The following is a 19,535-nucleotide window of genomic DNA, read 5'->3' as shown; positions in this document are numbered from 1 at the left end:
CTGTGGAAAGGAAAGACCATGAAGATCGCGCTTATCGGTGCCTCCGGCAATGCGGGCTCGCGCATCCTGAAGGAACTCTCGGATCGCGGCCATGTAGTGACCGGGATCGCCCGCAACACGGACCGGATCGCGACCCTGCCCGGTGTGACCGCCGTGGCAGGCGACGTGGACCAGCCGGATGCGCTGGCCGACACGCTACGCGGACATGACGTGGTCGTCAGCTCGGTCCATTTCGCGCCGACCGATGCGGCCAAGCTGATCGACACCGTCCGCGCCTCGGACGTGAAGCGCTATCTGGTCGTGGGCGGCGCGGGCAGCCTGGAGATCGCCCCCGGCCAGCGCCTGATCGACCAGCCGGACTTCCCGGAAGCCTATAAGGTCGAGGCCGCGGCGGGGGCGACGTTCCTCGACCACCTGCGCGCCGTCGATGATCTGGATTGGACCTTCCTGTCGCCCTCCGCGATGTTCGTGCCGGGCCAGCGGACCGGCCGGTTCCGGCTGGGCACCGACCAGCTATTGTCGAACGACCAAGGCAGCAGCATCTCGTTCGAGGATTATGCCATCGCACTCGCCGACGAGATCGAACAGCCGCGCCACATCCGCCAGCGCTTCACCGTCGGCTATTGAGCCGCTTTGCGGTCGGGATCGTCCATCCGATCCCGGCCGCAAGAAAAATGTCAAAAACCCCCTTGGCAGGTCGGACATGCTCGGCTAACAGCGCCCCACCAGACGGGGACTTGGCTCCCCGCCATGCCGCAAACCGGCATCGGACGCATAGCTCAGTTGGTAGAGCAGCTGACTCTTAATCAGCGGGTCCTTGGTTCGAGCCCAAGTGCGTCCACCATCCTTATATATTCATATCTGATGAAGGCTTCGGCTCAGCAGAGCTGTTGCTTATCGGCATGTTTTCGATCCGACCATTATCCCGGATCATGAAATGGCCGAGGCCATATCCGATGGCCCCCGTCGTCGTCCGGACCTCATACGGAACGCCACGCCGCAAGGGTCGGGCCGGGATCACTGGCCAGTCGGGTTCGTGGCGACCTTTGAATCTTTCACCAAACGTAACGGGAAAGTCGTTCGCGCAATCGTCTTGGTAATCGACGCTGTCTCGCCAGACGATGACCTTGTCCCGGACGGAATACACCTCGATCAGGCGTACGCATGAAGGGGTCTCTGGACTGTTTGGGTCTACGACGAACATGATGCCACGGCGGCCTGCGACCGCTTCGACGCCATAGCCATATGAGCAGCCGCCTAGGGTGGTGGACAGCAGGGTAACGACGAACGTATATCGACGCATCCGGCCCTGCCCCCCCCTTTTTTATGACAAAGGGGCCCTCACCGCGCCCCCTGCCCCGAAGGCGGCACCGGCGGCGTCGCGGACTTTGCATCACTCACCGCCTCGTCATACCAGCGCGACAAATCCGCCTTCATGCTCCGCAGCGCATCGGGGTTCAGGTAGGTCATGTGACCCGCCGGGTAATAGGTGAAACGCAGATTGGCCTGCTGCGCGGGCTCCAGCATCATATGGCCCAAGTCGTTCTCGGTGCCGAAGAACGGCGTGGCCATGTCGTAATAGCCGTTCATCGACAGCACCTTCAGATACGGGTTCGCCCGCATCGCGGCGCCCAGGTCGATCGCGGTGTTGGGGTTGTTCTGCGACCCGTCGGGCGACTTGTGCTTCCAGTTCCAGGTCCAGCCCGCCGCATCGCGTGCCGACAGGCGATAGGGCAACTCGGTCTTATAGCCGAGCGTCGATTGCAGATAATCCTGGAAGGACGCGATATACGCCCCTGAAATCGCATCCGAAGAGGCATCCGTCTCAGGCCGTTCTCCGGCCGCGTCGGTGTCGATGCCCAGATAGCGCGAATCGAACCGCCCCACCGTCCGCGCCGATCCGCGCAGCAATTCCTTCTGGAATCGCGGCAGGTCGATGCGCAGATTGGCGCGCTTGATATAGTCGGGCGAGATGCCGATCAGGCGGCTCATCTGCTCGGCGATCTGGTCGCGTTCCTGGGGCGAGATGCTCTGCCCCTTGGCCAGCGCCGACATATAGGGTCCGACCGCGAAGGCCCGCGCCTGCGCCACGACGGTCGCGACATCAGCAGGGCGATCGACCAGGCGGTTGTGATACCAGGCGGTCGCCGCATAGCTGGGCAGGTAATTGAGATAGACCTGATCCAGCCCCGGCTGGCGATAGCCATAGTTCATGATCGAGCTGAGCAGCACCACGCCGTTCAACGCCATGCCCTTTTCCTGCAACTGATACGCCAGCGCGCCCGAGCGGAGCGTGCCATAGCTTTCGCCGAGCAGGAATTTGGGGCTCATCCAGCGGCCATATTTGGTGACGTAACGCTGGATCGCGCCGGCAAAGACGTCGACATCCTCGTCCACGCCGTAGAATTGCGCGGGCTTCATGTCGCCCAGCGGCCGGGAATAGCCGGTGCCGATCGCATCCAGGAAGACGAGGTCGGTCTTGTCAAGCAGCGAGTCCGGGTTCGGCCCCACGTCATAGGGTGCAGGCCGGACGAATTCCGGGCTCGTCGTGCGGATACGGATCGGCGCGAACGACCCCATGCGCAGCCAGAAGGACGGCGATCCCGGCCCGCCATTGTACAGGAACGTCACCGGCCGCTTGGTGCCCGGCTTCGTCCCGTCGAGCGTATAGGCGGTGTAGAACATCGAGGCGGTCGGCTTGCCCTCGATATCGCGCACGGTCAGCGTGCCGGCGGAGGCGATATAGGGATAGGACCGGCCGCCCAACGTCACGCTGTCGCGGTGGCGGACCTCGGTCTCGTCCAGCGGCGCACGCGCCCAAGCGGCCTCGGCCTCGGCCTTGGCGGCTTCGTGATGCGGGGCCTTTTTCTCCCCCTCCTCCTGCGCGGCGAGCGGCGTGGTCATGGCGGTGGCGGCGAGGAGAAGAGCGAGGCTGTTGCGGATCACGAAGGGCCCTCAATTCGATGACAAGAGCGCCATGGTTCCGCTTTTCGACCCTGGAGGCAAGGGGTTGCGGGATTGCGGGGTGATTATCGCCGTTCCCGGTTCCGCCTGGGCGAGATCGGAAATTATACGCATGACTTTATTCCGGTCCGTTCCCCGGCGAAGGCCGGGGCCCAGTTGCCATTTGGATGCGAGGGCGCAAAAACCATGTGTGGGAGGCCATCGCCATCGATCGCCTCCCACGCGCCGTCGCTATTCTTTCTCGACGTTGCCCGGACTTAGGCCGGAAGCGGCGGGAAAACATTCTCCCGCCGCTCCGTACCTCAGCGTGCCAGCCACGCCTGGACGGCGGGCTTCAGCCGGTCGGCAACCGCCTTGCGCACCGCGATCTGCGCGATGGAGCGCTTGGCCCCGCCGCGCGAGCTTTCGGGCAGGTTGGCGGCGGCCCAACGTTCGATCTTGCCGGGCATCGCCGGATCGTTCGACCCTGCGCCCAGGCCGACGATGAAGGTCGAGCGGTTGCTCTCCTCCAGGAAGCTGTCGACCAGCGCCTTGTTCGCGACCGCCCAGTCGAACGCCATGTCGGGATGCGCACCCGCGATCGAGCGGAGCAGCGATGCGCGCTGCGGCGGGGTGAAGGTGCTGTCCTTCAACACGCTTAGCGCCCGGCGCGCCGCAGCTTCGTCCTCGGCATAGCCGAGCAGCGAGACATAGCGGTTCTTCACCACCGGGTTACGCTCGGCCTTGGCAAGTTCGTACAGGCGATCCCACTCGTCCGCCGTCGCGCGGGTGGCATAGGTCGACAGGATCGGCTGGCGGATCGCCGCCGGGATGGCGTTGGGGTTCTTGTCCAGCGCCGAGACATAGCCGCGCGCACGCGCCGCGACCATCGCGTCGCCACTGGTGCCCAGCCGCCCGATCAACGTCTCGCGCAGGTTGGACACCGGCGCTTCCTCGCCCGGCTTGGCCTCGAACCCGACGCGCGCCAGGACCGGCGACAGGATCGCGGCGATCCGGGCGCGCAGCGGCTTTTCGAGCGGGGTGCCCTCATACAGGCCATCGAGCCGCGAGAGCTCGCCGGTCACCGTCTGCCATTCCAGCGGATCGGCCTCGGGCGATACCTTGGCCATCAGGTCGAACCAGCGGCTGAGATTCTGGTATCCGCCCGCCGCCAGCGCGTAATCGTCGCCCAGCGTGCCCAGGCGATCCTCCAGCGACAGCTTCGTATAGTCGCGCACGATCGCGGCATGGCCCGCATCGTCGTACATGACGCGGGTATAGGAGCCCTTGCCCTGGTTCAGGACCAGCGTGCCGCAGCCGCCGACCGTGACCGGTGCCGGGGTCGTGCCGGTGACGATCGCGCTCGTCTGTCCGCCGCCGATCGTGGCGACGCGGATCGGCACATGCCAGGTTTGAGGGGCCTTCGACGCCTCGTCCAGCCCGAAGCGCCCCTGCGACAGCATCGCCACCGTCTTGCCGCCCTCGCACCGCGTGCCCGACAGGGTGATCAGCGGCACGCCCGCCTGCAGGGTGAAGTCATGCGCGATGGTCGCGACATTGGTGCCCGACGCCTTGGACAATTCCTCCCAAAGCTGGTCGGTAACCGTGTTCTGGTACTTATACTTCGCCATATAGGCGCGGATGCCGTTGCGGAAGGGATCGGCACCCAGCGTCGATTCCAGCATCCCGATGACCGCCTGGCCCTTCAGATAGGTGATGCTGTCGAACGCCTCGCCGATCTGGTCGACCGTCTCGACTTTGCGGATGATCGGGTGGGTCGCGGCGGTGGCGTCGATGCCCATGGCCGACTCGCGCTCGCCCGCGACACTGGCGGCGGCGGCCTTCCAGCTGGGGTTCAGGTCGTTGGAGGCCTTGCCCTCCATCCATGACGCGAAACCCTCGTTCAGCCACAGGTCGTCCCACCAGCGCATGGTGACGAGGTCGCCGAACCACTGATGCGCCATTTCATGCGCGACGACGGTGTGGATGCGCTGGCGGTTGCTCTCGGTCATGACCTTGGGGTCGAAGAGCAGCTCGTTCTCGAAATAGAAGATCGCGCCCCAATTCTCCATCGCGCCGAAGAACTGGCTGGAGCCTGGCCCGGCGATCATGTCCATCTTGGGCAGCGGATAGGGCGTGCCGAAATAGTTATTGTAGTAGGACAGAAGCTTGGAAGCCGAGGCGAGCGCATAGTCGCCCTGGTCGACCACGCCCTTGCGGCTGACCACGCCGATCTCGACCCCGTTGGCGTTGACCGTCTTGCGGTCCAGATCGCCCGAACCGAAATACAACAGATAGCTCGACATGACCGGCGTTTCGCCGAAGCGATACAGCTGCGTGCCGTCGGCTTGGGGGGTGACCGAGGCGGCGGGCATGTTGCTGATCGCGCGCTGGCCCTTGGGCGCGGTGGCGGACAGGCGGAACCTGGCCTTGAAGGCGGGCTCGTCCCACATCGGCGCGAAGCGGCGGGCATCGGGCGCCTCGAACTGGGTCGCGAGCATCCGCGCCTGGCTGCCGTCCGCATTGCTATAGTCGATCGCGAACAGGCCGTTGGCCGAGCGGTTGATCGTGCCGGTCCAGGCGAACCCGACCTTGTGCCGTCCCACGCTGGCCGCCTGGGGCAGCGTCAGGGTCAGCGTCTGTGCCGTCTTGTCGAGCGCAAAGGGCACCGGCTTTCCGTCGAAGGTCGCACGCGTGACGGTCAGTTCGGCGGCGTTCAGCACGATCGTCGCGGTGGCCTGCTTTACATCGACATCGACGGTTTCCTCACCCGCGAAGGTCAGCGCCTTCGCATCGGGGCGCACGGTGATGTCGTACAGGACCGGTGCAACGGTCTGCGGCAGCTGGCCCGCCGCCAGCGCCGGGGTGGAAACGGTCAGGGCCAACAGGACCGATAGGGCGGACTTCATCGCAATCAGGGCCTTTCAATTGGGAATGAAAAATCTCTACGCCCTGTCCAGCCCAAAGCAAATGACGGTCATGTAATAATATTGCACGGGCGTTGCCCGCTGGACACGCTTTACCTTTACGTTATCGTCAAGCCATGAGCCTGCCCCCTGCCCTGAGTCGCCCACCCTTCGACCGTCTCACGCTGCCGGTCATCGGATCGCCGCTGTTCATCATCTCCAACCCGGATCTGGTCATCGCCCAGTGCAAGGCCGGGATCGTCGGCTCGTTCCCCGCCCTGAATGCCCGACCGGCCAGCCTGCTCGACGAGTGGCTGCACCGGATCACCGAGGAACTGGCGGCGCATGATCGCGCCCATCCCGATCGCCCGGCGGCGCCCTTTGCGGTGAACCAGATCGTCCACCGCTCCAACGACCGGCTGGAGGCGGACCTGGCGGTCTGCGCCAAGTGGAAGGTGCCGATTATCATCACCTCGCTGGGCGCGCGCGAGGATCTGAATGCGGGTGTCCATGCCTGGGGCGGGATCACCCTGCATGACGTGATCGACGACCGGTTCGCGCGAAAGGCGGTCGAAAAGGGCGCGGACGGGCTGATCGCGGTGGCGACCGGTGCGGGCGGCCATGCCGGACGTCTGTCCCCCTTCGCGCTGGTCCAGGAGATCCGCAGCTGGTTCGACGGTCCGCTGGCCCTGGCGGGCGCGATCGCGACCGGCGACGCGATCCTGGCGGCGCAGGCGATGGGCGCCGACTTCGCCTATATCGGCTCGCCCTTCATCGCCACGGCCGAGGCCCATGCGGCGGAAGCCTATAAGCAGGCGGTCGTCGACGGTCGGGCCAGCGACATCATCTATTCCAGCCTGTTCACCGGGGTGCATGGCAATTACCTGCGCGCTTCGATCGTCGCGGCGGGACTGGACCCGGACAATCTGCCCGACGGGGACGTCGCGACGATGAACTTCGGCGGCGGTCAAGCGGCCAAGGCGTGGCGCGACATCTGGGGTGCGGGCCAGGGTATCGGCGCGGTCGACCGGATCGTCCCCGCGGCCGAGCGTATCGCTGAACTGGCGCGGCAATATGCCGATGCCCGGGCCAGGCTGTCGCTGCCCCGCTAAAGGCTCAGAACGCCTGGCCCAGCCGGGCGTGCAGCATCTGCACCGGGCTGACGACCGGCACATGCTGATCGGCCAGCAGGTCCAGCCGCTCGGTCCGGCGATGCAGGTCCAGGCTGGCGCGGGTAAGCGTGCGGGCATGCGGCGGCAGTTCGGCCACCAGCCCCTCGTCGGATTCGGGCGAGGAGCCCAGCCGCCGGACCGGATCGCGTGCGTCGGTCCAGCGCATCTCGCCCGCTTCCACCGCGCGCTGGGTCAGGACCCAGGCGATGACATGCATCAGCCGGGTCGTCACCTTCAGCGATTCGCAGGAAAAGGCAACGCGCGCGACCGGGTCCAGCATTTCGCGCTCCTGCCGCCCGACCCCGTCGAAATAACCACGGGCCGCCTCCGCCAACGCCATCGCGTCAACATACAGGCCATCGATCAGCTTGGACTGGAACGGAGAGTCGGACAGGGCGCGGAGCATAGCGCTATGGCTCGCATGAGGGCGAAGGCCGCCACAAGAGGCTGCATCGCACCGCCCTGTCCCGATACGAACCGCCCGGCACGGATCGCTTCGGGAATCAGGCGATGATGTCCGGGATCAGCCGGTCTTCCCACTCCGCCAGTTCGTCGCGCAGGCGCAACTTGCGCTTTTTCAGGCGTGCGATCTGCAACTGGTCGGGGGTGTTGGATTGCAGCAGTGCGGCGATCGCATCGTCCAGATCGCGATGCTCGATGCGCAACAGGTCGATCCGCGCGCGCGCCAGCGTGATGTCCATCCTGCTCCCCCAACCGGGTCGGTGCCGGGAAATCCGACGCCGCGAGCCCCCTCTAGCAAGCTCGCACGCACGCGGCGATAGGCGGCATCGCGTCGTCGCGCCAAATCGCTCGACCGGTCGATTCTGACTAAGATCAGGGGGGACAGATACCCGATTTGGTGATTTACTCACTCTCCCAAAGCAACACAGGAGGTTGAAGCCCTATGCATACGGCGCATCAAACGGCCCTGGAGACCAAGCATGCCACGCTCGACCGGCGGATCAGCGCCGAATCACAGCGTCCCGTGCCCGACGCCCTGATCCTGGCGGATCTCAAGAAGCAGAAGCTCAAGCTCAAGGAAGAACTGCAAGGCCTGTAGCCTTGGTCGGCCGCGCGGGTCATCCGGCCCGCCGCGGCCCTTATCGCGGCCGCCCTGTCATCGAACAGGGCCGCCGCTTTCGCATGATCGTTGCCGATGCCGCTCAGGCGCCTGCCGTCACTGCGACACTGCCTCACAGCAATGCGTATCAGCCGAACGGGCGCGTCTTCGGGACCGTCGCGGCCTTGGCATATTCCGGGGTCGAGGTGCCGCCGCCGACCGGCTTGCGGACCAGCTTGGGGTCGATCTGGCGATCGAACGCCACGCCGACACGGCCCTGGGTGCACCAGGCGATCCGCCCGGTGATCGCGCCGACACCGCGCAGGTCGAGCGCAACCGACGATCCGATTTCGGCCGACACCGGCAGTTCGGCCATCAGGCCACCTTCCGAGATATTACGAACGCGGACTTCGCGCGGCGCGGCTTCGCCGTCCAGGGTCATTTGCGCCATCAGCAACAGGCTGTCGCGCTGGCCGGTCCGGTCGCCCTGGGCCTGCCCCTGTGCCGCCGTCGCGGACCCGGTGTCCGGGGTGCGGTTCGTCGCGTCCATATCGCTTGTTCCGTATTCGACCGTTATTGCGCCGCCGCGAACCTAGCCGTGGCGGCGTTTCAAACTGATTAAGACCGGCTTGGCAACAGCCCATTCCTGGCCTTCGGACAAGCCCTTTGCGCTTATCCGAAGCGGTCGGCCGGTGGACGCTTCGCCGGACGGCGCGTCAGTCGTCGCGTGAGACCTTTTCGTTGCGCTCGTGACGCTCCTGCGCCTCGACCGTCATCGTCGCGATCGGCCGCGCTTCCAGCCGCCCCAGGCTGATCGGCTCGCCGGTCACTTCGCAATAGCCATATTCGCCCTCGTCGATCCGACGCAGCGCGGCGTCGATCTTCGAGATCAGCTTACGCTGGCGATCACGTGTGCGCAGCTCGATCGACCAGTCGGTCTCGCTCGAGGCCCGGTCGGTCAGATCGGGTTCCCGCAGCGAATCGACCTGGAGCTGCGACAGGGTTCCCTGCGCCTCCCGCTGGATCGATTCCTTCCATTCGATCAGCTTGCGTCGAAAATAAGCCTGCTGCTTCAGGCTCATGAACGGCTCGTCAGCACTCGGACGATAATTTTCGTCGAGATCATTGGCCACATCCGGCCCAGTGGAATCCGTCACGCGATTAAACACCGTCGCCATACCACTCTCCCAAAGGGCCCGTCGGTGCGACGTTCGGCACCGTTGTGTACGGGACCGCCCCCTGATGGTTGAGAGGGCCTATAGTCCGTGCCACCTTCTGCCGCAAGCGACAGGCATTTCGTCGTTTCAGTCATTTCTATAATAATGTTGCGATGTGAACAGGATGTGGACGAATGGCGTACGATGACCGGTATCAACACACCCGATCATCGAATTAGGTGATTCGCCATGCTTGCCAACAGGTTCGCCGGATTGTTCCCGGCCCGCGCGATCCCGGCGAATCCCAAAGCCGGACGTCATTGTGAACTCAAGACTTGGAGCTTAAGCCTTTCTTGGTCACTATGATGACATAGGCGTTTCCCAAACCGCCGCGTGCGCCTCCCTGTGCGTAAGTTCGCACGCATACCGCGCCCCAGAAGCGGTCGATGGGAAGCGTACCGTTTGAGGATGTGAGAATGTCGGTTCGAATGGCCCTGGCGAAGCTGACGGCATGTGCCGCAGGCGGCGCCGTGATCGGCGGGGGCGCTGTCCACATGGTGGACAATGCCAAGCGCCCGGCCGTGGTCAAGCAGACGAAGGTGAAGAAGCGGATCGTCCGCCGCACGCCGCCGCGCCCCGTGCGCCGCTATGCCGTTCGCACCACGACGACCACGACCACGCCGCCGCCGACCATCGTGACGGTCACCACCAACGAACCGCCGGTTCCCATCCCCCTGCCCCCCAGCGGCCCGGCGGCGACGTCGAACGGCGGCTATATCCCGGCCGTGATCGGCGGCTGGGGCGGTGGCCTGAACGGGGGTTGGGGCGGCGGCTGGGGTGGAGGCTTTGGCGGCGGCTTCGGCTTCGGCGGCGGGTCGAACGGCAACATCGTCATTTCGTCGACCAGCACCGGCGGCTCGAGTTCGACCTCTTCCGCCTCGGGCGGCTCGGCCAGCGGGGGCAGCAGCGCCTCGACCAGCGGCGGCGGGTCGTCCACCTCCTCGAGCGGCAACGTCTCCAGCACCTCGTCCAGCGGCAATGTGTCGTCCACGTCCACATCGTCGGGCAATGTGTCCTCGACCTCGTCCGGCAACGTCTCCTCGACCTCGTCGGGGAACGTGTCCTCGACGTCCTCGGGCGGTGGCAGTTCTTCGAGCGCGTCGTCGGCATCGTCCGCTTCCAGCGCGTCGAGTGCCTCGTCGAGCGGCTATGCGTCGAGCAGCAACGGCTGGTCGTCCAACGGTTCGTCCGCCTCCAGCGCGTCGTCGGCGTCGAGTACGTCTTCGGCTTCCAGTGCGTCGTCGTCCGGCGGTGGCGATAAACCCCCGCCGACTCCGGTCCCGGCACCGCCGATGGTGCTGCTGTTCGGCAGTGCCGCGGCGGCACTGGTCATCCGGCGGCGACTGGCCAAGCCCAAAACGGCCTGAGCCAGCCCCCGCCGAAAGGGGTGCGTTTACGCCTTTTGCAGCGCGGCCTCGATCTCGGGCACCGGATGCCCGGTCAGGTCCTTGGCCAGTTCGCCGACCAGCCGGTCCTCGACCGACTTGTGATAATGCTTGCGCAGCTCGCCCAGCGTCTTGGGCGGGGCGACGACGATCAGCGCCTCGAACTCGTTGGCGAGTGCGCGACGCTTGAGCATGTCGGCGGTTTCGGCGGCGAAGCGATCTTCCTCCTGCTGGTGGAAATCGACCTCGCCCATCGTGCCGCCGGTGGTCGAGGAGGCCTGGCCCGCCCGATCGGTCTTTTGGTCGCGATCGGCGGGATTGGGATGCTCCACCGCCTGCTCGACGATCAGATTGGGATATTCGGCATCCCCATCGTTCCGAAAGAACAGGCTCTTGCGGCCATCGACGACCAGCACGAAGCTGTTATGCGGCACCTGCATCGCGTTTCTCCTTCTATATGCCCCGAGATAACGCGGACGCTTCGCCACGGGTTGCGTGTCGGCGGAGCGAACGCCATAGCCTCGCCCCCATGCACGACATTCGCCTGATCCGGGACGACCCCGCCGCCTTCGACGCCGCCCTCGCCAAGCGGGGCGCCGAACCCCAGGCCGAGACGCTGATCGCGATCGACGAACGCCGCCGCGCGATCATCGCCGAGGCGCAAGCGGCCCAGACCCGCCGCAACGACCTGTCCAAGCAGATTGGTCAGGCCAAGGCGTCGAAGGACGATGCGCGCGCACAAAGCCTGATGGACGAAGTCGCCGCACTGAAGGCGAAGCTCCCCGAACTGGAGGAGCAGGAGCGCGTGGTCGAGGCCGAGTTGAACACCGCGCTGGCCGCCATTCCCAACCTGCCCGCCGCCGACGTGCCGCAGGGCGCGGACGAGGACGACAATGCGCTGGTCCACCAGAAGGGCGAGCCCGCGACCTTCGCGTTCGAGGCGCGCGAGCATGACGCGATCGCGCCCGCGCTGGGCATGGATTTCGAGACGGGCGTCGCCCTGTCGGGTGCCCGCTTCACCCTGTTGCGCGGCCCCATGGCGCGGCTGTCGCGTGCGCTCGGCCAGTTCATGCTCGACCGGATGACCGAGGAAAACGGGTTCGAGCTGGTCCAGCCGCCGCTGCTGGTCCGCGACGAAGCCGCCTTCGGCACCGGACAGTTGCCCAAGTTCGCCGAGGATCTGTTCCGCACCACCGATGGTCGCTGGCTGATCCCCACGGCGGAAGTCTCGCTGACCAATATCGTGCGCGAGGCGATTTTGAGCGAGGCGGAGCTGCCGCTGCGCTTCACCGCGCTGACGCCCTGTTTCCGCTCGGAAGCGGGCGCGGCGGGACGCGACACGCGTGGGCTGATCCGCCAGCACCAGTTCGACAAGGTCGAGATGGTGTCGATCACCACCCCGGACCAGTCGGATGCCGAACATGAGCGGATGACGACCTGCGCCGAGGGCGTGCTGGACGCGCTGAACCTGCCCTATCGCCGGATGCTGCTGTGCACCGGCGACATGGGTTTCTCGGCCGCGCGCACCTATGACCTGGAGGTTTGGCTGCCCGGACAGGCGCGGTATCGCGAGATTTCGTCCTGCTCGACCTGCACCGATTTCCAGGCGCGGCGCATGATGGCGCGCTATCGCCCGACCGAGGGCAAGGGGACGCGCTTCGTCCATACCCTGAACGGCTCGGGGCTGGCGGTCGGTCGCACCCTGGTCGCGGTGATCGAGAATTACCAGCAGGCCGACGGCTCGGTAGTCGTGCCGGAGGTGCTGCGTCCCTATCTCGGCGGGCAGGCGGTGCTGGAGCCGCGCTGATGCGCATCCTGCTCACCAATGACGATGGCTATCACGCACCGGGGCTCGACGCCCTGGAGCGGATCGCCGCAACGCTGTCGGACGATGTCTGGATCGTCGCGCCTGCCGAGGACCAATCGGGGACCAGCCGCTCGCTGACCCTGACCCGGCCGATGCGGCTGCGCCAATTCGGGGAGCGGCGCTTTGCCGTCACCGGCACGCCGACCGATTCGGTGCTGATGGCGCTCGGCGAGGTGATGAAGGATGCCAAGCCCGATCTGATCCTGTCGGGCGTCAATCGCGGCGCGAATCTGGGCGAGGACGTGTTCTATTCCGGGACGGTGTCGGCCGCGATGGAGGGGGCATTGGCGGGCATTCGCTCGATCGCGCTGAGCCAGCGCTATCCGACGCAAGGGGTCGGCGACCGTGTCTCCTTCGCAACAGCCGAGGCCTGGGGCGAGCGTGTGTTGCGCCCGTTGCTGGCCCGCGACTTCGCACCCCGCACCCTCGTCAATATCAACTTCCCGCCGGTGGCGCCCGAGGGAGTGAAGGGTATCCGCGTCGCCCGTCAGGGTCTGCGCGACTATGGCCGTGCGAAGCTCGAGCGGAGAAGCGATCCGCGTGGCTATGACTATTACTGGCTGGCGCTCGGGCGGTTGCCGCATCAGCCGGGCGACGACACCGATCTGGATGCGGTGGCCGACGATCACATCGCGGTCACGCCGCTGCATCTCGACCTGACGCACGCGCCGTCGCTTGCTATGCTTAACGAAGCATATCGCTGAGGTAAGCCGGGGGAATAAGGGCGTGGGGCGGACTGTAACGACGATCGGTGGCATCATCGGGGCCGGGCTGCTGCTGTCCGCGTGCATCCCGAACATGGAGCCGCCGACGCGTGCGGCCGAACCCGCCGCGCCGCCGCCCGCTCCCCAGCCCGTGCCCGTGGCGGATCGTCCTACGACGCGGGCAATCCCGCCGGTAACGCCCCCGCGTGCCGGCGCTCCTCGCTCCAACGCCGCTCGTCCGCCTGTTCGCCGATCGGTGCCGGTCGCCACTGGCCAGAGCATCAGGCGCCCGACACCGCCACGCGCCGTCATGCGCCAACCGGTGGCTGAGGCCGTCGCGCAGGCACCAGCGCTGCGCCAGCCCGTCTCGACCCTGCCCGCGCCGCGCCCCTCCTGGGAGTTGCGCCCGGTCACGCCCGACGCGCGGGCGATTCCCGACACTACCTATATCGTCCGCCCCGGCGACACGCTGCGCGCCGTGGCGGACCGGACCGGCTCGGGGTCGGAAGCGATCGCGCGTGCCAATGGCCTGTCCGCGCCGTTCGTCATCCGCACCGGGCAGAGGCTGACCATTCCCGGCGGCCGCTATCATCTGGTCCGGTCGGGCGAGAGCGGCATCGCCATCGCGCGCGCCTATGGCATCGAATGGTCGCGCATCGTCGAGGCCAATGGCCTGACCGAGCCGTTCGTGCTGCGTGCGGGCCAGCGTATCATCATCCCCGACACCGCCGTCGCCAGCGCGTCCGGCGCACCAATGACCAGCGCGGCCGAGCGCGCGGCCGCCTTCAAGCTGGACGTCGACGACATCCTGACCGGTGGCGAGCCCGCGCTCGCCTCGAACCAGGCCCCGGCCAGGCCCAGCGCGACCCCGCGTCGCGTCCTGCCGCCGACCGCCGTGGTGGCGGCCCCGACCCGGCTCAGCTCGGGCTTTGCCTGGCCTGTCGACGGGCGTGTGGTCAAACGCTTCGGTGCCGGGTCGAGCGGCGAGCGCAATGACGGCATCAAGATCGCGGTGCCGATCGGCACGCCGATCAAGGCGACCGCGGACGGCGTCGTCGCCTATGTCGGCGACGGCATCGCCGCGCTCGGCGGCCTGGTCATCGTCAAGCATGGCGATGGCTGGACCAGCGTCTATGGCCATGCCTCCAAGCTGATGGTCCAGCGCGGGCAAAGCGTGAAGCGCGGCCAGATGCTGGCGCTGTCGGGACAGACCGGCTTTGCCGACCGGCCCGAACTCCACTTCGAACTGCGCCGCGGCCGCGCGCCGGTCGACCCGCTCAGCCGCCTGCCTTCGCGCTGATCGCCCCGCCCGAACCTGAACATTGCCTAACGGCGGGTTCAGGATTCGGAACGCCACGACCTGTCATAGGTTGAAAACAGACTTGGGGCCTTCGCCCCTGGGAGTTGGCGTATGAAGAAGATGTTTCGCGCTCTGGCCATGATCGGCCTTTCGGTGGCCGGTGTGGTCACCACGACCGCCCTGCCCGTATCCTCCGCCCAGGCCCAGTCCTGGCGCGACGACGGCCCTCGGGGCGACCGTGATCGCCGCGACTGGCGAGGTGACCGCAGGGACGACCGCCGCGACTGGCGCGACGACCGCCGTGGTCGTGGCGATCGGCGCGACTGGCGTGACGATCGGGGCCGGCGCGGCAATGACTGGCGTGAGCGTCGCGAGGCACGGGTCGGTCGCGAACTCGACCGCGCCCGCCGCACGCCGGGCTATGTCGATCCCCGGTCGCAGGGCGACTATACCAACTATAACGGCCGGGGTTCGGGCTATCGCCCCTGCACCTATGTCGAGCGGGGCGGGCGTACCGTCTGCCGGTAAGCCGCTACGTTTCTGACCGATGCGAAGGGGCGCGGACCGAAGGGTTCGCGCCCCTTTGCCGTCGGCGGAGGGTGACGAACGCGGATCGGCGGTGTAACGAGCCGCCATCATGGCATATACCTCCGATCTGCTTCGCACCCTGGATGAACGGGGTTACGTCCACCAGATGACCGACGGCGCCGCGCTGGACCGGCTGGCGCTGGCGGGTGTGGTGCCCGGCTATATCGGCTTCGACCCGACCGCGCCGTCGCTGCACGTGGGCAGCCTGGTGCAGATCATGCTCCTGCGCCGGATGCAGCAGACCGGGCACAAGCCGATCGTCCTGATGGGCGGCGGCACCGGCAAGATCGGCGATCCCAGCTTCAAGGACGAGGCGCGCAAGCTGCTCGGCGAGGACGGGATCAAGACCAATGTCGCCTCGATCAAGCGCATCTTCGAGCGATTCCTGACCTTCGGCGACGGGCCCAGCGACGCGGTGATGGTCGACAATGCCGACTGGCTCGACAAGCTGGAATACATCCCCTTCCTGCGCGAGGTGGGGCAGCATTTTTCGGTCAACCGGATGCTGTCGTTCGACTCGGTGAAGTTGCGCCTCGACCGCGAACAGTCGCTGAGCTTCCTCGAATTCAATTATATGATCCTCCAGGCGTACGACTTCCGCGAACTGGCGCAGCGTCATGGCTGCCGCCTGCAGATGGGCGGGTCGGACCAGTGGGGCAATATCGTCAACGGCATCGAACTCGCCCGCCGCATGGACGGGACCGACGTGTTCGGCGTGACCACCCCGCTGATCACCACGGCGGACGGCGGCAAGATGGGCAAGACCATGTCCGGCGCGGTCTGGCTGCATGAAGACCAGTTGCCGCATTTCGATTACTGGCAATTCTGGCGCAACACCGACGACCGCGATGTCGGTCGCTTCCTGCGTCTGTTCACCGACCTGCCGCTGGACGAGATCGCGCGTCTGGAGGTGCTGGAGGGCGCGGAGATCAACGAGGCCAAGAAGATTCTCGCCAACGAAGCCACCGCCATGTGCCGTGGCCGCGCGGCGGCGGACGAAGCGGCGGAAACGGCGCGACGGACCTTCGAGGAAGGGGCTGCGGGCGCGGCACTGCCCAGCTTTGCGGTTCACGGCGGGTCAGTGACGATCGTCGATGCGCTGATCGGGCTGGGCTTCGCCAAGTCCAAGGGCGAAGCACGGCGGCTGATCGCGGGCGGCGGCGCGCGTGTGGACGGAGAGAAGGTGGCGGACGAGACTGCCGTCATCGCCGTCGGGGCCGAGCCGGTGAAACTGTCGTCGGGCAAGAAGAATCACGGGTTGCTAACGGCGGGGTGATTCCTGTGGCCTTCGACTCCGCTCAGGCAGAACCGAGTTTGGGGTCATGGTCCTCTTCCTAGGGCCCGTTCCTCGGCGAAGGCCGGGGTCCAGTTTCTACCAAGTCGAAGAAGCGCGGTAACGCTGCGTGGGAGGCGACTTACTTCCACCAACTTATGGCGCGCCACAAACCGCCAGTAACTGGACCCCGGCCTTCGCTGGGGAGCAGGCTGGTCGACAGGCCAAGCCCCTACCCCCGCCGCACCACCACCGCGCCCGCGATGACCAACGCAACGCCGATGACCTTGCCCATCGTCACGGGCTCGACGCGCACCCCGAACAGTCCGAAATGATCGACGAGCAGCGCCGCCACCAACTGGCTGGCGATCGCCGCCGTCAACGCCACCGACACCCCCAGGCGCGGCGCGGCATAGGCGAGCACCGCCACGAACCCAGCGCCGTAGAACCCGCCCAGCCAGGCCCAGCCCGGCGCACTCTTCAAAGCCGCCGGGCTGGTGCGGTCGAACGCGGCCCAGGCGATCGCCAGTGCAAGCGTCCCGATCATGAAGGACGTCAGCGCGGCCGACACCACCGACCCCGACGCCTTGGCAAGCGCTGCATTGGTCGGCGGCTGGATCGCCAGGCCGATACCGGCGATCAGGACGAGAATGAGGGGAAACACGGCAGCCATCTACACCCAACGCTATCCAAACCGCTTCGTTCAGCCCGAGCGCAGCAGCGCCACACCCGCATCCCGCTCGAACAGATACAGCGCCGTCCGCGCCGCCTGTCCGCGCGGTGCCTCCAACCCGCCATCGCGGTCGATCAGCAGCCGGGCATCGTCCTGCGCGCATTGCATCAGGTCGGCCATGTTTTCGGGCGTCGCCAGCCGGAACGCCATCTCGCCCGACTGTCGCGTGCCGAGCAACTCGCCCGCCCCGCGCAGCCGCAGATCCTCCTCGGCGATACGGAAGCCGTCATTGGTCTCGCGCATCAACGCCAACCGTGCCCGCGACGTCTCCGACAGGTGCGACCCGCGCAACAGCAGACAGCGCGACAGCCCCCCGCCCCGCCCGACGCGCCCACGTAACTGATGGAGCTGCGCCAGCCCGAAGCGGTCGGCATGTTCGATCATGATCAGCGTGGCATTGGGCACGTCCACCCCCACCTCGATCACCGTCGTCGCGACCAGCACGCCCAGCCGCCCGCCCGAAAACGCCTCCATCACGGCGTCCTTCTCGGCAGGCTTCATCTTGCCATGGACGAGCCCCACCCGATCCCCGAACCGCGCGCGCAGGGTCTCGGCGCGCATCTCGGCCGCGGCGAGGTCGGACTTCTCGCTCTCCTCGACCAGCGGGCACACCCAATAAGCCTGCCCGCCGTCGGACAAATGGCGGCCCAGCGCGTTGACCACTTCGTCCAGCCGGTCCTCGGACACCACGCGCGTCTCGATCGGCTGGCGGCCCGGCGGCATCTCGTCCAACCGGCTGACGTCCATCTCGCCGTAATTGGCCAGCGTCAGCGTGCGCGGGATCGGCGTCGCGGTCATCGCCAGCAGGTGCGGCGGGGCCTTGCCCTTGGCCGACAGCATCATCCGCTGCGCCACACCAAAGCGATGCTGCTCGTCCACCACCACCAGAGCGAGGTCGCGGTACGTCACCGTGTCCTGGAAGATGGCGTGGGTGCCGACCAGAATATCGATCTCCCCCGCCGCCAGCGCCATCAACGTGGCCTCGCGCGCCTTGCCCTTGTCGCGGCCGGTCAACACCGCGATCTCGACCGGCAATCCGGCAAGGACCTTGCGCAACGTCTCGTAATGCTGGCGCGCGAGGATTTCGGTCGGCGCCAGCATCGCCGCCTGCGCCCCCGCCTCGACTGCGATCAGCATCGCCATCGCCGCGACCAGCGTTTTCCCTGCGCCGACATCGCCCTGGAGCAGTCGCAGCATCGGCGCATCCTGCGCCAGGTCGCCCTCAATCTCGCGCACCGTCCGGCTCTGCGCGCCGGTCAGCGTATAGGGCAGCTTGAGCATATCGCGCAGCCGCCCGTCGCCGTTCAGCGCCCGCCCGCGCCGCTTGCGGGTATCCGCGCGAACCAGCGTCATCGCAAGCTGGTTGGCGAACACCTCGTCATAGCCCAGTCGCTCGCGCGCCTTCGTATCCGCCGGATCGGCATGGATACGGGCGAGCGCTTCGCGCCAGTCGGGCCAGCCACGCTGCGCCTTCAGCCCCGGCTCGATCCATTCGGGCAGCTCGGGCGCGCGCTCGACCGCCTGCGCCGCCAGCGCCCCCAGCCGCCGCGAGGTGATCCCTTCCGACAGCGGATAAATGGCCTCGCGCTCACGAAATCCCTCTGTGCTGTCGCCCAGATCGGGGTGGACGATCTGCAAATCCTGGCCGTACAGGTCCAGGCGGCCGGACACGACCTTCGTCTCGCCGATGGGCAGCAGCTTCTTCACCCAGCCCGAATTGCCGCCGAAATAGACCAGCGCCACGCTGTTGCCCGCCGCATCCTCGGCCCGCACCCGTGTCGGCCCGCGCGGGGAGGACGAGGCGCGATGCTCCTTCACCGTCAGCGGGATAGCGATCACCCTTCCCGCATCCGACGCCATCAATTCGTCGCGGGGCACGCGATCGATATGGCCGGTCGGCAGATGGAAGGCGACATCGACCACCCGCGCGATACGCAGGCGTTCGAGCGGCTTGGCGAGGCCGGGCCCGACGCCTTTCAGCGACGTGACCTCGGCGAACAGCGGATTGAGGATATCGGGACGCATGACTAGATGGGTCTGTATAGCCTCTGCCTCGCGCGCCGCCAGAGCGTGTCGGGTCTTAATCTCGTTGGATCGGAACCCCATGGACCACGAAACCCGTATCAAGCGCCTCCGCTTTCGCGCATGGCATCGCGGCACCAAGGAAGCCGACCTGATGATCGGCGGCTTTTTCGACGCGCATCACGAGACGCTGAGCCCCGAGGAACTCGACTGGTTCGAGGCGCTGCTGGAGGAACAGGATGTCGACATCATGGCCTGGGCGATCGGTTCCCAGCCTTGCCCGCCACAATGGGACGGCCCGGTGATGCAGCGGATGCGCGCGCTGAATTTTGTACCCATCGCCCGGTAACTTACGCCTGGACGCA

Annotated in this window: 20 protein-coding genes and 1 tRNA gene; 11 read left to right on the top strand and 10 right to left on the bottom strand. The window is 66.6% G+C overall.

Going from position 1 to position 19,535, the window contains the following annotated elements; all coding sequences use genetic code 11:
- Positions 1–18: 18 nt before the first annotated feature.
- Both U1703_RS05295 and U1703_RS05290 read left to right on the top strand, forming a co-directional pair.
- On the top strand, positions 19–627 hold the full coding sequence (locus tag U1703_RS05295) for an NAD(P)-dependent oxidoreductase (RefSeq protein ID WP_332784872.1): 609 nt from the start codon (positions 19–21) through the stop codon (positions 625–627).
- A gap of 141 nt (positions 628–768) precedes the next feature.
- Positions 769–844: transfer RNA gene (locus U1703_RS05290), tRNA-Lys, on the top strand.
- Between the two features lie 3 nt (positions 845–847).
- On the opposite strand, the gene U1703_RS05285 is transcribed toward U1703_RS05290, so the two are convergent.
- The 3 genes from U1703_RS05285 to U1703_RS05275 form a co-directional block, all read right to left on the bottom strand.
- On the bottom strand, positions 848–1,303 hold the full coding sequence (locus U1703_RS05285) for a hypothetical protein (RefSeq protein WP_332784871.1): 456 nt from the start codon (positions 1,301–1,303) through the stop codon (positions 848–850).
- Between the two features lie 38 nt (positions 1,304–1,341).
- Positions 1,342–2,904 (bottom strand): S10 family peptidase, encoded by a 1,563-nt coding sequence (locus U1703_RS05280; RefSeq protein WP_332784930.1) that lies wholly within the window; start codon positions 2,902–2,904, stop codon positions 1,342–1,344.
- A 362-nt stretch (positions 2,905–3,266) separates the two neighbouring features.
- Entirely contained in the window at positions 3,267–5,852 is a 2,586-nt protein-coding gene (locus tag U1703_RS05275; protein ID WP_332784870.1) for a M1 family metallopeptidase, read from the bottom strand.
- Between the two features lie 134 nt (positions 5,853–5,986).
- Here U1703_RS05275 and U1703_RS05270 point away from each other — a divergent pair, with 134 nt between their 5' ends.
- Positions 5,987–6,961 carry an NAD(P)H-dependent flavin oxidoreductase gene (locus U1703_RS05270; protein WP_332784869.1) on the top strand — a complete coding sequence of 325 codons (975 nt, stop codon included), beginning with the start codon at positions 5,987–5,989 and terminating at the stop codon, positions 6,959–6,961.
- A 4-nt stretch (positions 6,962–6,965) separates the two neighbouring features.
- Here U1703_RS05270 and U1703_RS05265 read toward each other — a convergent pair whose 3' ends face one another.
- Both U1703_RS05265 and U1703_RS05260 read right to left on the bottom strand, forming a co-directional pair.
- Entirely contained in the window at positions 6,966–7,427 is a 462-nt protein-coding gene (locus U1703_RS05265; RefSeq protein WP_320452279.1) for a DUF1465 family protein, read from the bottom strand.
- 97 nt (positions 7,428–7,524) lie between these two features.
- Positions 7,525–7,722 carry a YdcH family protein gene (locus tag U1703_RS05260; RefSeq protein ID WP_320452278.1) on the bottom strand — a complete coding sequence of 66 codons (198 nt, stop codon included), beginning with the start codon at positions 7,720–7,722 and terminating at the stop codon, positions 7,525–7,527.
- A gap of 203 nt (positions 7,723–7,925) precedes the next feature.
- Here U1703_RS05260 and U1703_RS05255 point away from each other — a divergent pair, with 203 nt between their 5' ends.
- Positions 7,926–8,081: a DUF465 domain-containing protein gene (locus tag U1703_RS05255; protein ID WP_294272988.1), complete on the top strand. Its 156-nt coding sequence runs from the start codon at positions 7,926–7,928 to the stop codon at positions 8,079–8,081.
- Positions 8,082–8,229: 148 nt separating this feature from the next.
- On the opposite strand, the gene U1703_RS05250 is transcribed toward U1703_RS05255, so the two are convergent.
- Entirely contained in the window at positions 8,230–8,631 is a 402-nt protein-coding gene (locus U1703_RS05250) for a PilZ domain-containing protein (RefSeq protein ID WP_320452277.1), read from the bottom strand.
- Between the two features lie 166 nt (positions 8,632–8,797).
- Positions 8,798–9,259 (bottom strand): RNA polymerase-binding protein DksA, encoded by a 462-nt coding sequence (gene dksA / locus U1703_RS05245; protein WP_320452276.1) that lies wholly within the window; start codon positions 9,257–9,259, stop codon positions 8,798–8,800.
- 455 nt (positions 9,260–9,714) lie between these two features.
- Between dksA and U1703_RS05240 the strand changes: the two genes are divergently transcribed.
- On the top strand, positions 9,715–10,665 hold the full coding sequence (locus U1703_RS05240) for a PEP-CTERM sorting domain-containing protein (protein ID WP_332784868.1): 951 nt from the start codon (positions 9,715–9,717) through the stop codon (positions 10,663–10,665).
- Positions 10,666–10,691: 26 nt separating this feature from the next.
- Here U1703_RS05240 and U1703_RS05235 read toward each other — a convergent pair whose 3' ends face one another.
- The gene (locus U1703_RS05235; protein ID WP_332784867.1) at positions 10,692–11,123 is read right to left on the bottom strand and encodes a host attachment family protein; all 432 of its coding nucleotides are present in this window, start codon (positions 11,121–11,123) and stop codon (positions 10,692–10,694) included.
- A gap of 89 nt (positions 11,124–11,212) precedes the next feature.
- On the opposite strand from U1703_RS05235, the gene serS reads away from it, so the two are divergent.
- From serS to tyrS, 5 genes are all read left to right on the top strand, one after another.
- The gene (gene serS / locus U1703_RS05230) at positions 11,213–12,490 is read left to right on the top strand and encodes a serine--tRNA ligase (RefSeq protein WP_332784866.1); all 1,278 of its coding nucleotides are present in this window, start codon (positions 11,213–11,215) and stop codon (positions 12,488–12,490) included.
- Positions 12,490–13,254, top strand: a complete 765-nt coding sequence (gene surE, locus U1703_RS05225) for a 5'/3'-nucleotidase SurE (protein WP_332784865.1) — start codon at positions 12,490–12,492, stop codon at positions 13,252–13,254. Before serS ends, surE begins: the two co-directional genes overlap by 1 nt.
- A gap of 22 nt (positions 13,255–13,276) precedes the next feature.
- Positions 13,277–14,554: a peptidoglycan DD-metalloendopeptidase family protein gene (locus U1703_RS05220; protein ID WP_332784864.1), complete on the top strand. Its 1,278-nt coding sequence runs from the start codon at positions 13,277–13,279 to the stop codon at positions 14,552–14,554.
- 111 nt (positions 14,555–14,665) lie between these two features.
- Positions 14,666–15,082 (top strand): hypothetical protein, encoded by a 417-nt coding sequence (locus U1703_RS05215; RefSeq protein WP_320452270.1) that lies wholly within the window; start codon positions 14,666–14,668, stop codon positions 15,080–15,082.
- Between the two features lie 109 nt (positions 15,083–15,191).
- On the top strand, positions 15,192–16,418 hold the full coding sequence (gene tyrS, locus U1703_RS05210; protein WP_332784863.1) for a tyrosine--tRNA ligase: 1,227 nt from the start codon (positions 15,192–15,194) through the stop codon (positions 16,416–16,418).
- A gap of 229 nt (positions 16,419–16,647) precedes the next feature.
- On the opposite strand, the gene U1703_RS05205 is transcribed toward tyrS, so the two are convergent.
- Together U1703_RS05205 and recG are read right to left on the bottom strand one after the other, a co-directional pair.
- A complete protein-coding gene (locus U1703_RS05205) occupies positions 16,648–17,088 on the bottom strand; it encodes a DMT family transporter (RefSeq protein WP_332784862.1) in 441 nt (146 codons plus the stop codon).
- 30 nt (positions 17,089–17,118) lie between these two features.
- Entirely contained in the window at positions 17,119–19,173 is a 2,055-nt protein-coding gene (gene recG / locus U1703_RS05200) for an ATP-dependent DNA helicase RecG (protein ID WP_332784861.1), read from the bottom strand.
- Positions 19,174–19,252: 79 nt separating this feature from the next.
- Here recG and U1703_RS05195 point away from each other — a divergent pair, with 79 nt between their 5' ends.
- Positions 19,253–19,519 carry an FAD assembly factor SdhE gene (locus U1703_RS05195; protein ID WP_320452266.1) on the top strand — a complete coding sequence of 89 codons (267 nt, stop codon included), beginning with the start codon at positions 19,253–19,255 and terminating at the stop codon, positions 19,517–19,519.
- Positions 19,520–19,535: the final 16 nt, after the last annotated feature.

Origin of the sequence: Sphingomonas flavida, from assembly GCF_036663655.1 — a bacterium.
Taxonomy (GTDB): Bacteria; Pseudomonadota; Alphaproteobacteria; order Sphingomonadales; family Sphingomonadaceae; genus Sphingomonas.
This window is presented reverse-complemented; position numbering and strand designations above follow the sequence as displayed.

Coding starts and splice junctions, on each gene's coding strand:
- U1703_RS05280 (WP_332784930.1), bottom strand. CDS start 2,904: ATGACCACGCCGCTCGCCGCGCAGGAGGAGGGGGAGAAAAAGGCCCCG.
- U1703_RS05270 (WP_332784869.1), top strand. CDS start 5,987: ATGAGCCTGCCCCCTGCCCTGAGTCGCCCACCCTTCGACCGTCTCACG.
- U1703_RS05250 (WP_320452277.1), bottom strand. CDS start 8,631: ATGGACGCGACGAACCGCACCCCGGACACCGGGTCCGCGACGGCGGCA.
- U1703_RS05285 (WP_332784871.1), bottom strand. CDS start 1,303: ATGCGTCGATATACGTTCGTCGTTACCCTGCTGTCCACCACCCTAGGC.
- U1703_RS05260 (WP_320452278.1), bottom strand. CDS start 7,722: ATGGACATCACGCTGGCGCGCGCGCGGATCGACCTGTTGCGCATCGAG.
- U1703_RS05265 (WP_320452279.1), bottom strand. CDS start 7,427: ATGCTCCGCGCCCTGTCCGACTCTCCGTTCCAGTCCAAGCTGATCGAT.
- U1703_RS05240 (WP_332784868.1), top strand. CDS start 9,715: ATGTCGGTTCGAATGGCCCTGGCGAAGCTGACGGCATGTGCCGCAGGC.
- U1703_RS05235 (WP_332784867.1), bottom strand. CDS start 11,123: ATGCAGGTGCCGCATAACAGCTTCGTGCTGGTCGTCGATGGCCGCAAG.
- U1703_RS05275 (WP_332784870.1), bottom strand. CDS start 5,852: ATGAAGTCCGCCCTATCGGTCCTGTTGGCCCTGACCGTTTCCACCCCG.
- U1703_RS05195 (WP_320452266.1), top strand. CDS start 19,253: ATGGACCACGAAACCCGTATCAAGCGCCTCCGCTTTCGCGCATGGCAT.
- U1703_RS05215 (WP_320452270.1), top strand. CDS start 14,666: ATGAAGAAGATGTTTCGCGCTCTGGCCATGATCGGCCTTTCGGTGGCC.
- serS (WP_332784866.1), top strand. CDS start 11,213: ATGCACGACATTCGCCTGATCCGGGACGACCCCGCCGCCTTCGACGCC.
- U1703_RS05295 (WP_332784872.1), top strand. CDS start 19: ATGAAGATCGCGCTTATCGGTGCCTCCGGCAATGCGGGCTCGCGCATC.
- U1703_RS05255 (WP_294272988.1), top strand. CDS start 7,926: ATGCATACGGCGCATCAAACGGCCCTGGAGACCAAGCATGCCACGCTC.
- dksA (WP_320452276.1), bottom strand. CDS start 9,259: ATGGCGACGGTGTTTAATCGCGTGACGGATTCCACTGGGCCGGATGTG.
- surE (WP_332784865.1), top strand. CDS start 12,490: ATGCGCATCCTGCTCACCAATGACGATGGCTATCACGCACCGGGGCTC.
- recG (WP_332784861.1), bottom strand. CDS start 19,173: ATGCGTCCCGATATCCTCAATCCGCTGTTCGCCGAGGTCACGTCGCTG.
- U1703_RS05205 (WP_332784862.1), bottom strand. CDS start 17,088: ATGGCTGCCGTGTTTCCCCTCATTCTCGTCCTGATCGCCGGTATCGGC.
- tyrS (WP_332784863.1), top strand. CDS start 15,192: ATGGCATATACCTCCGATCTGCTTCGCACCCTGGATGAACGGGGTTAC.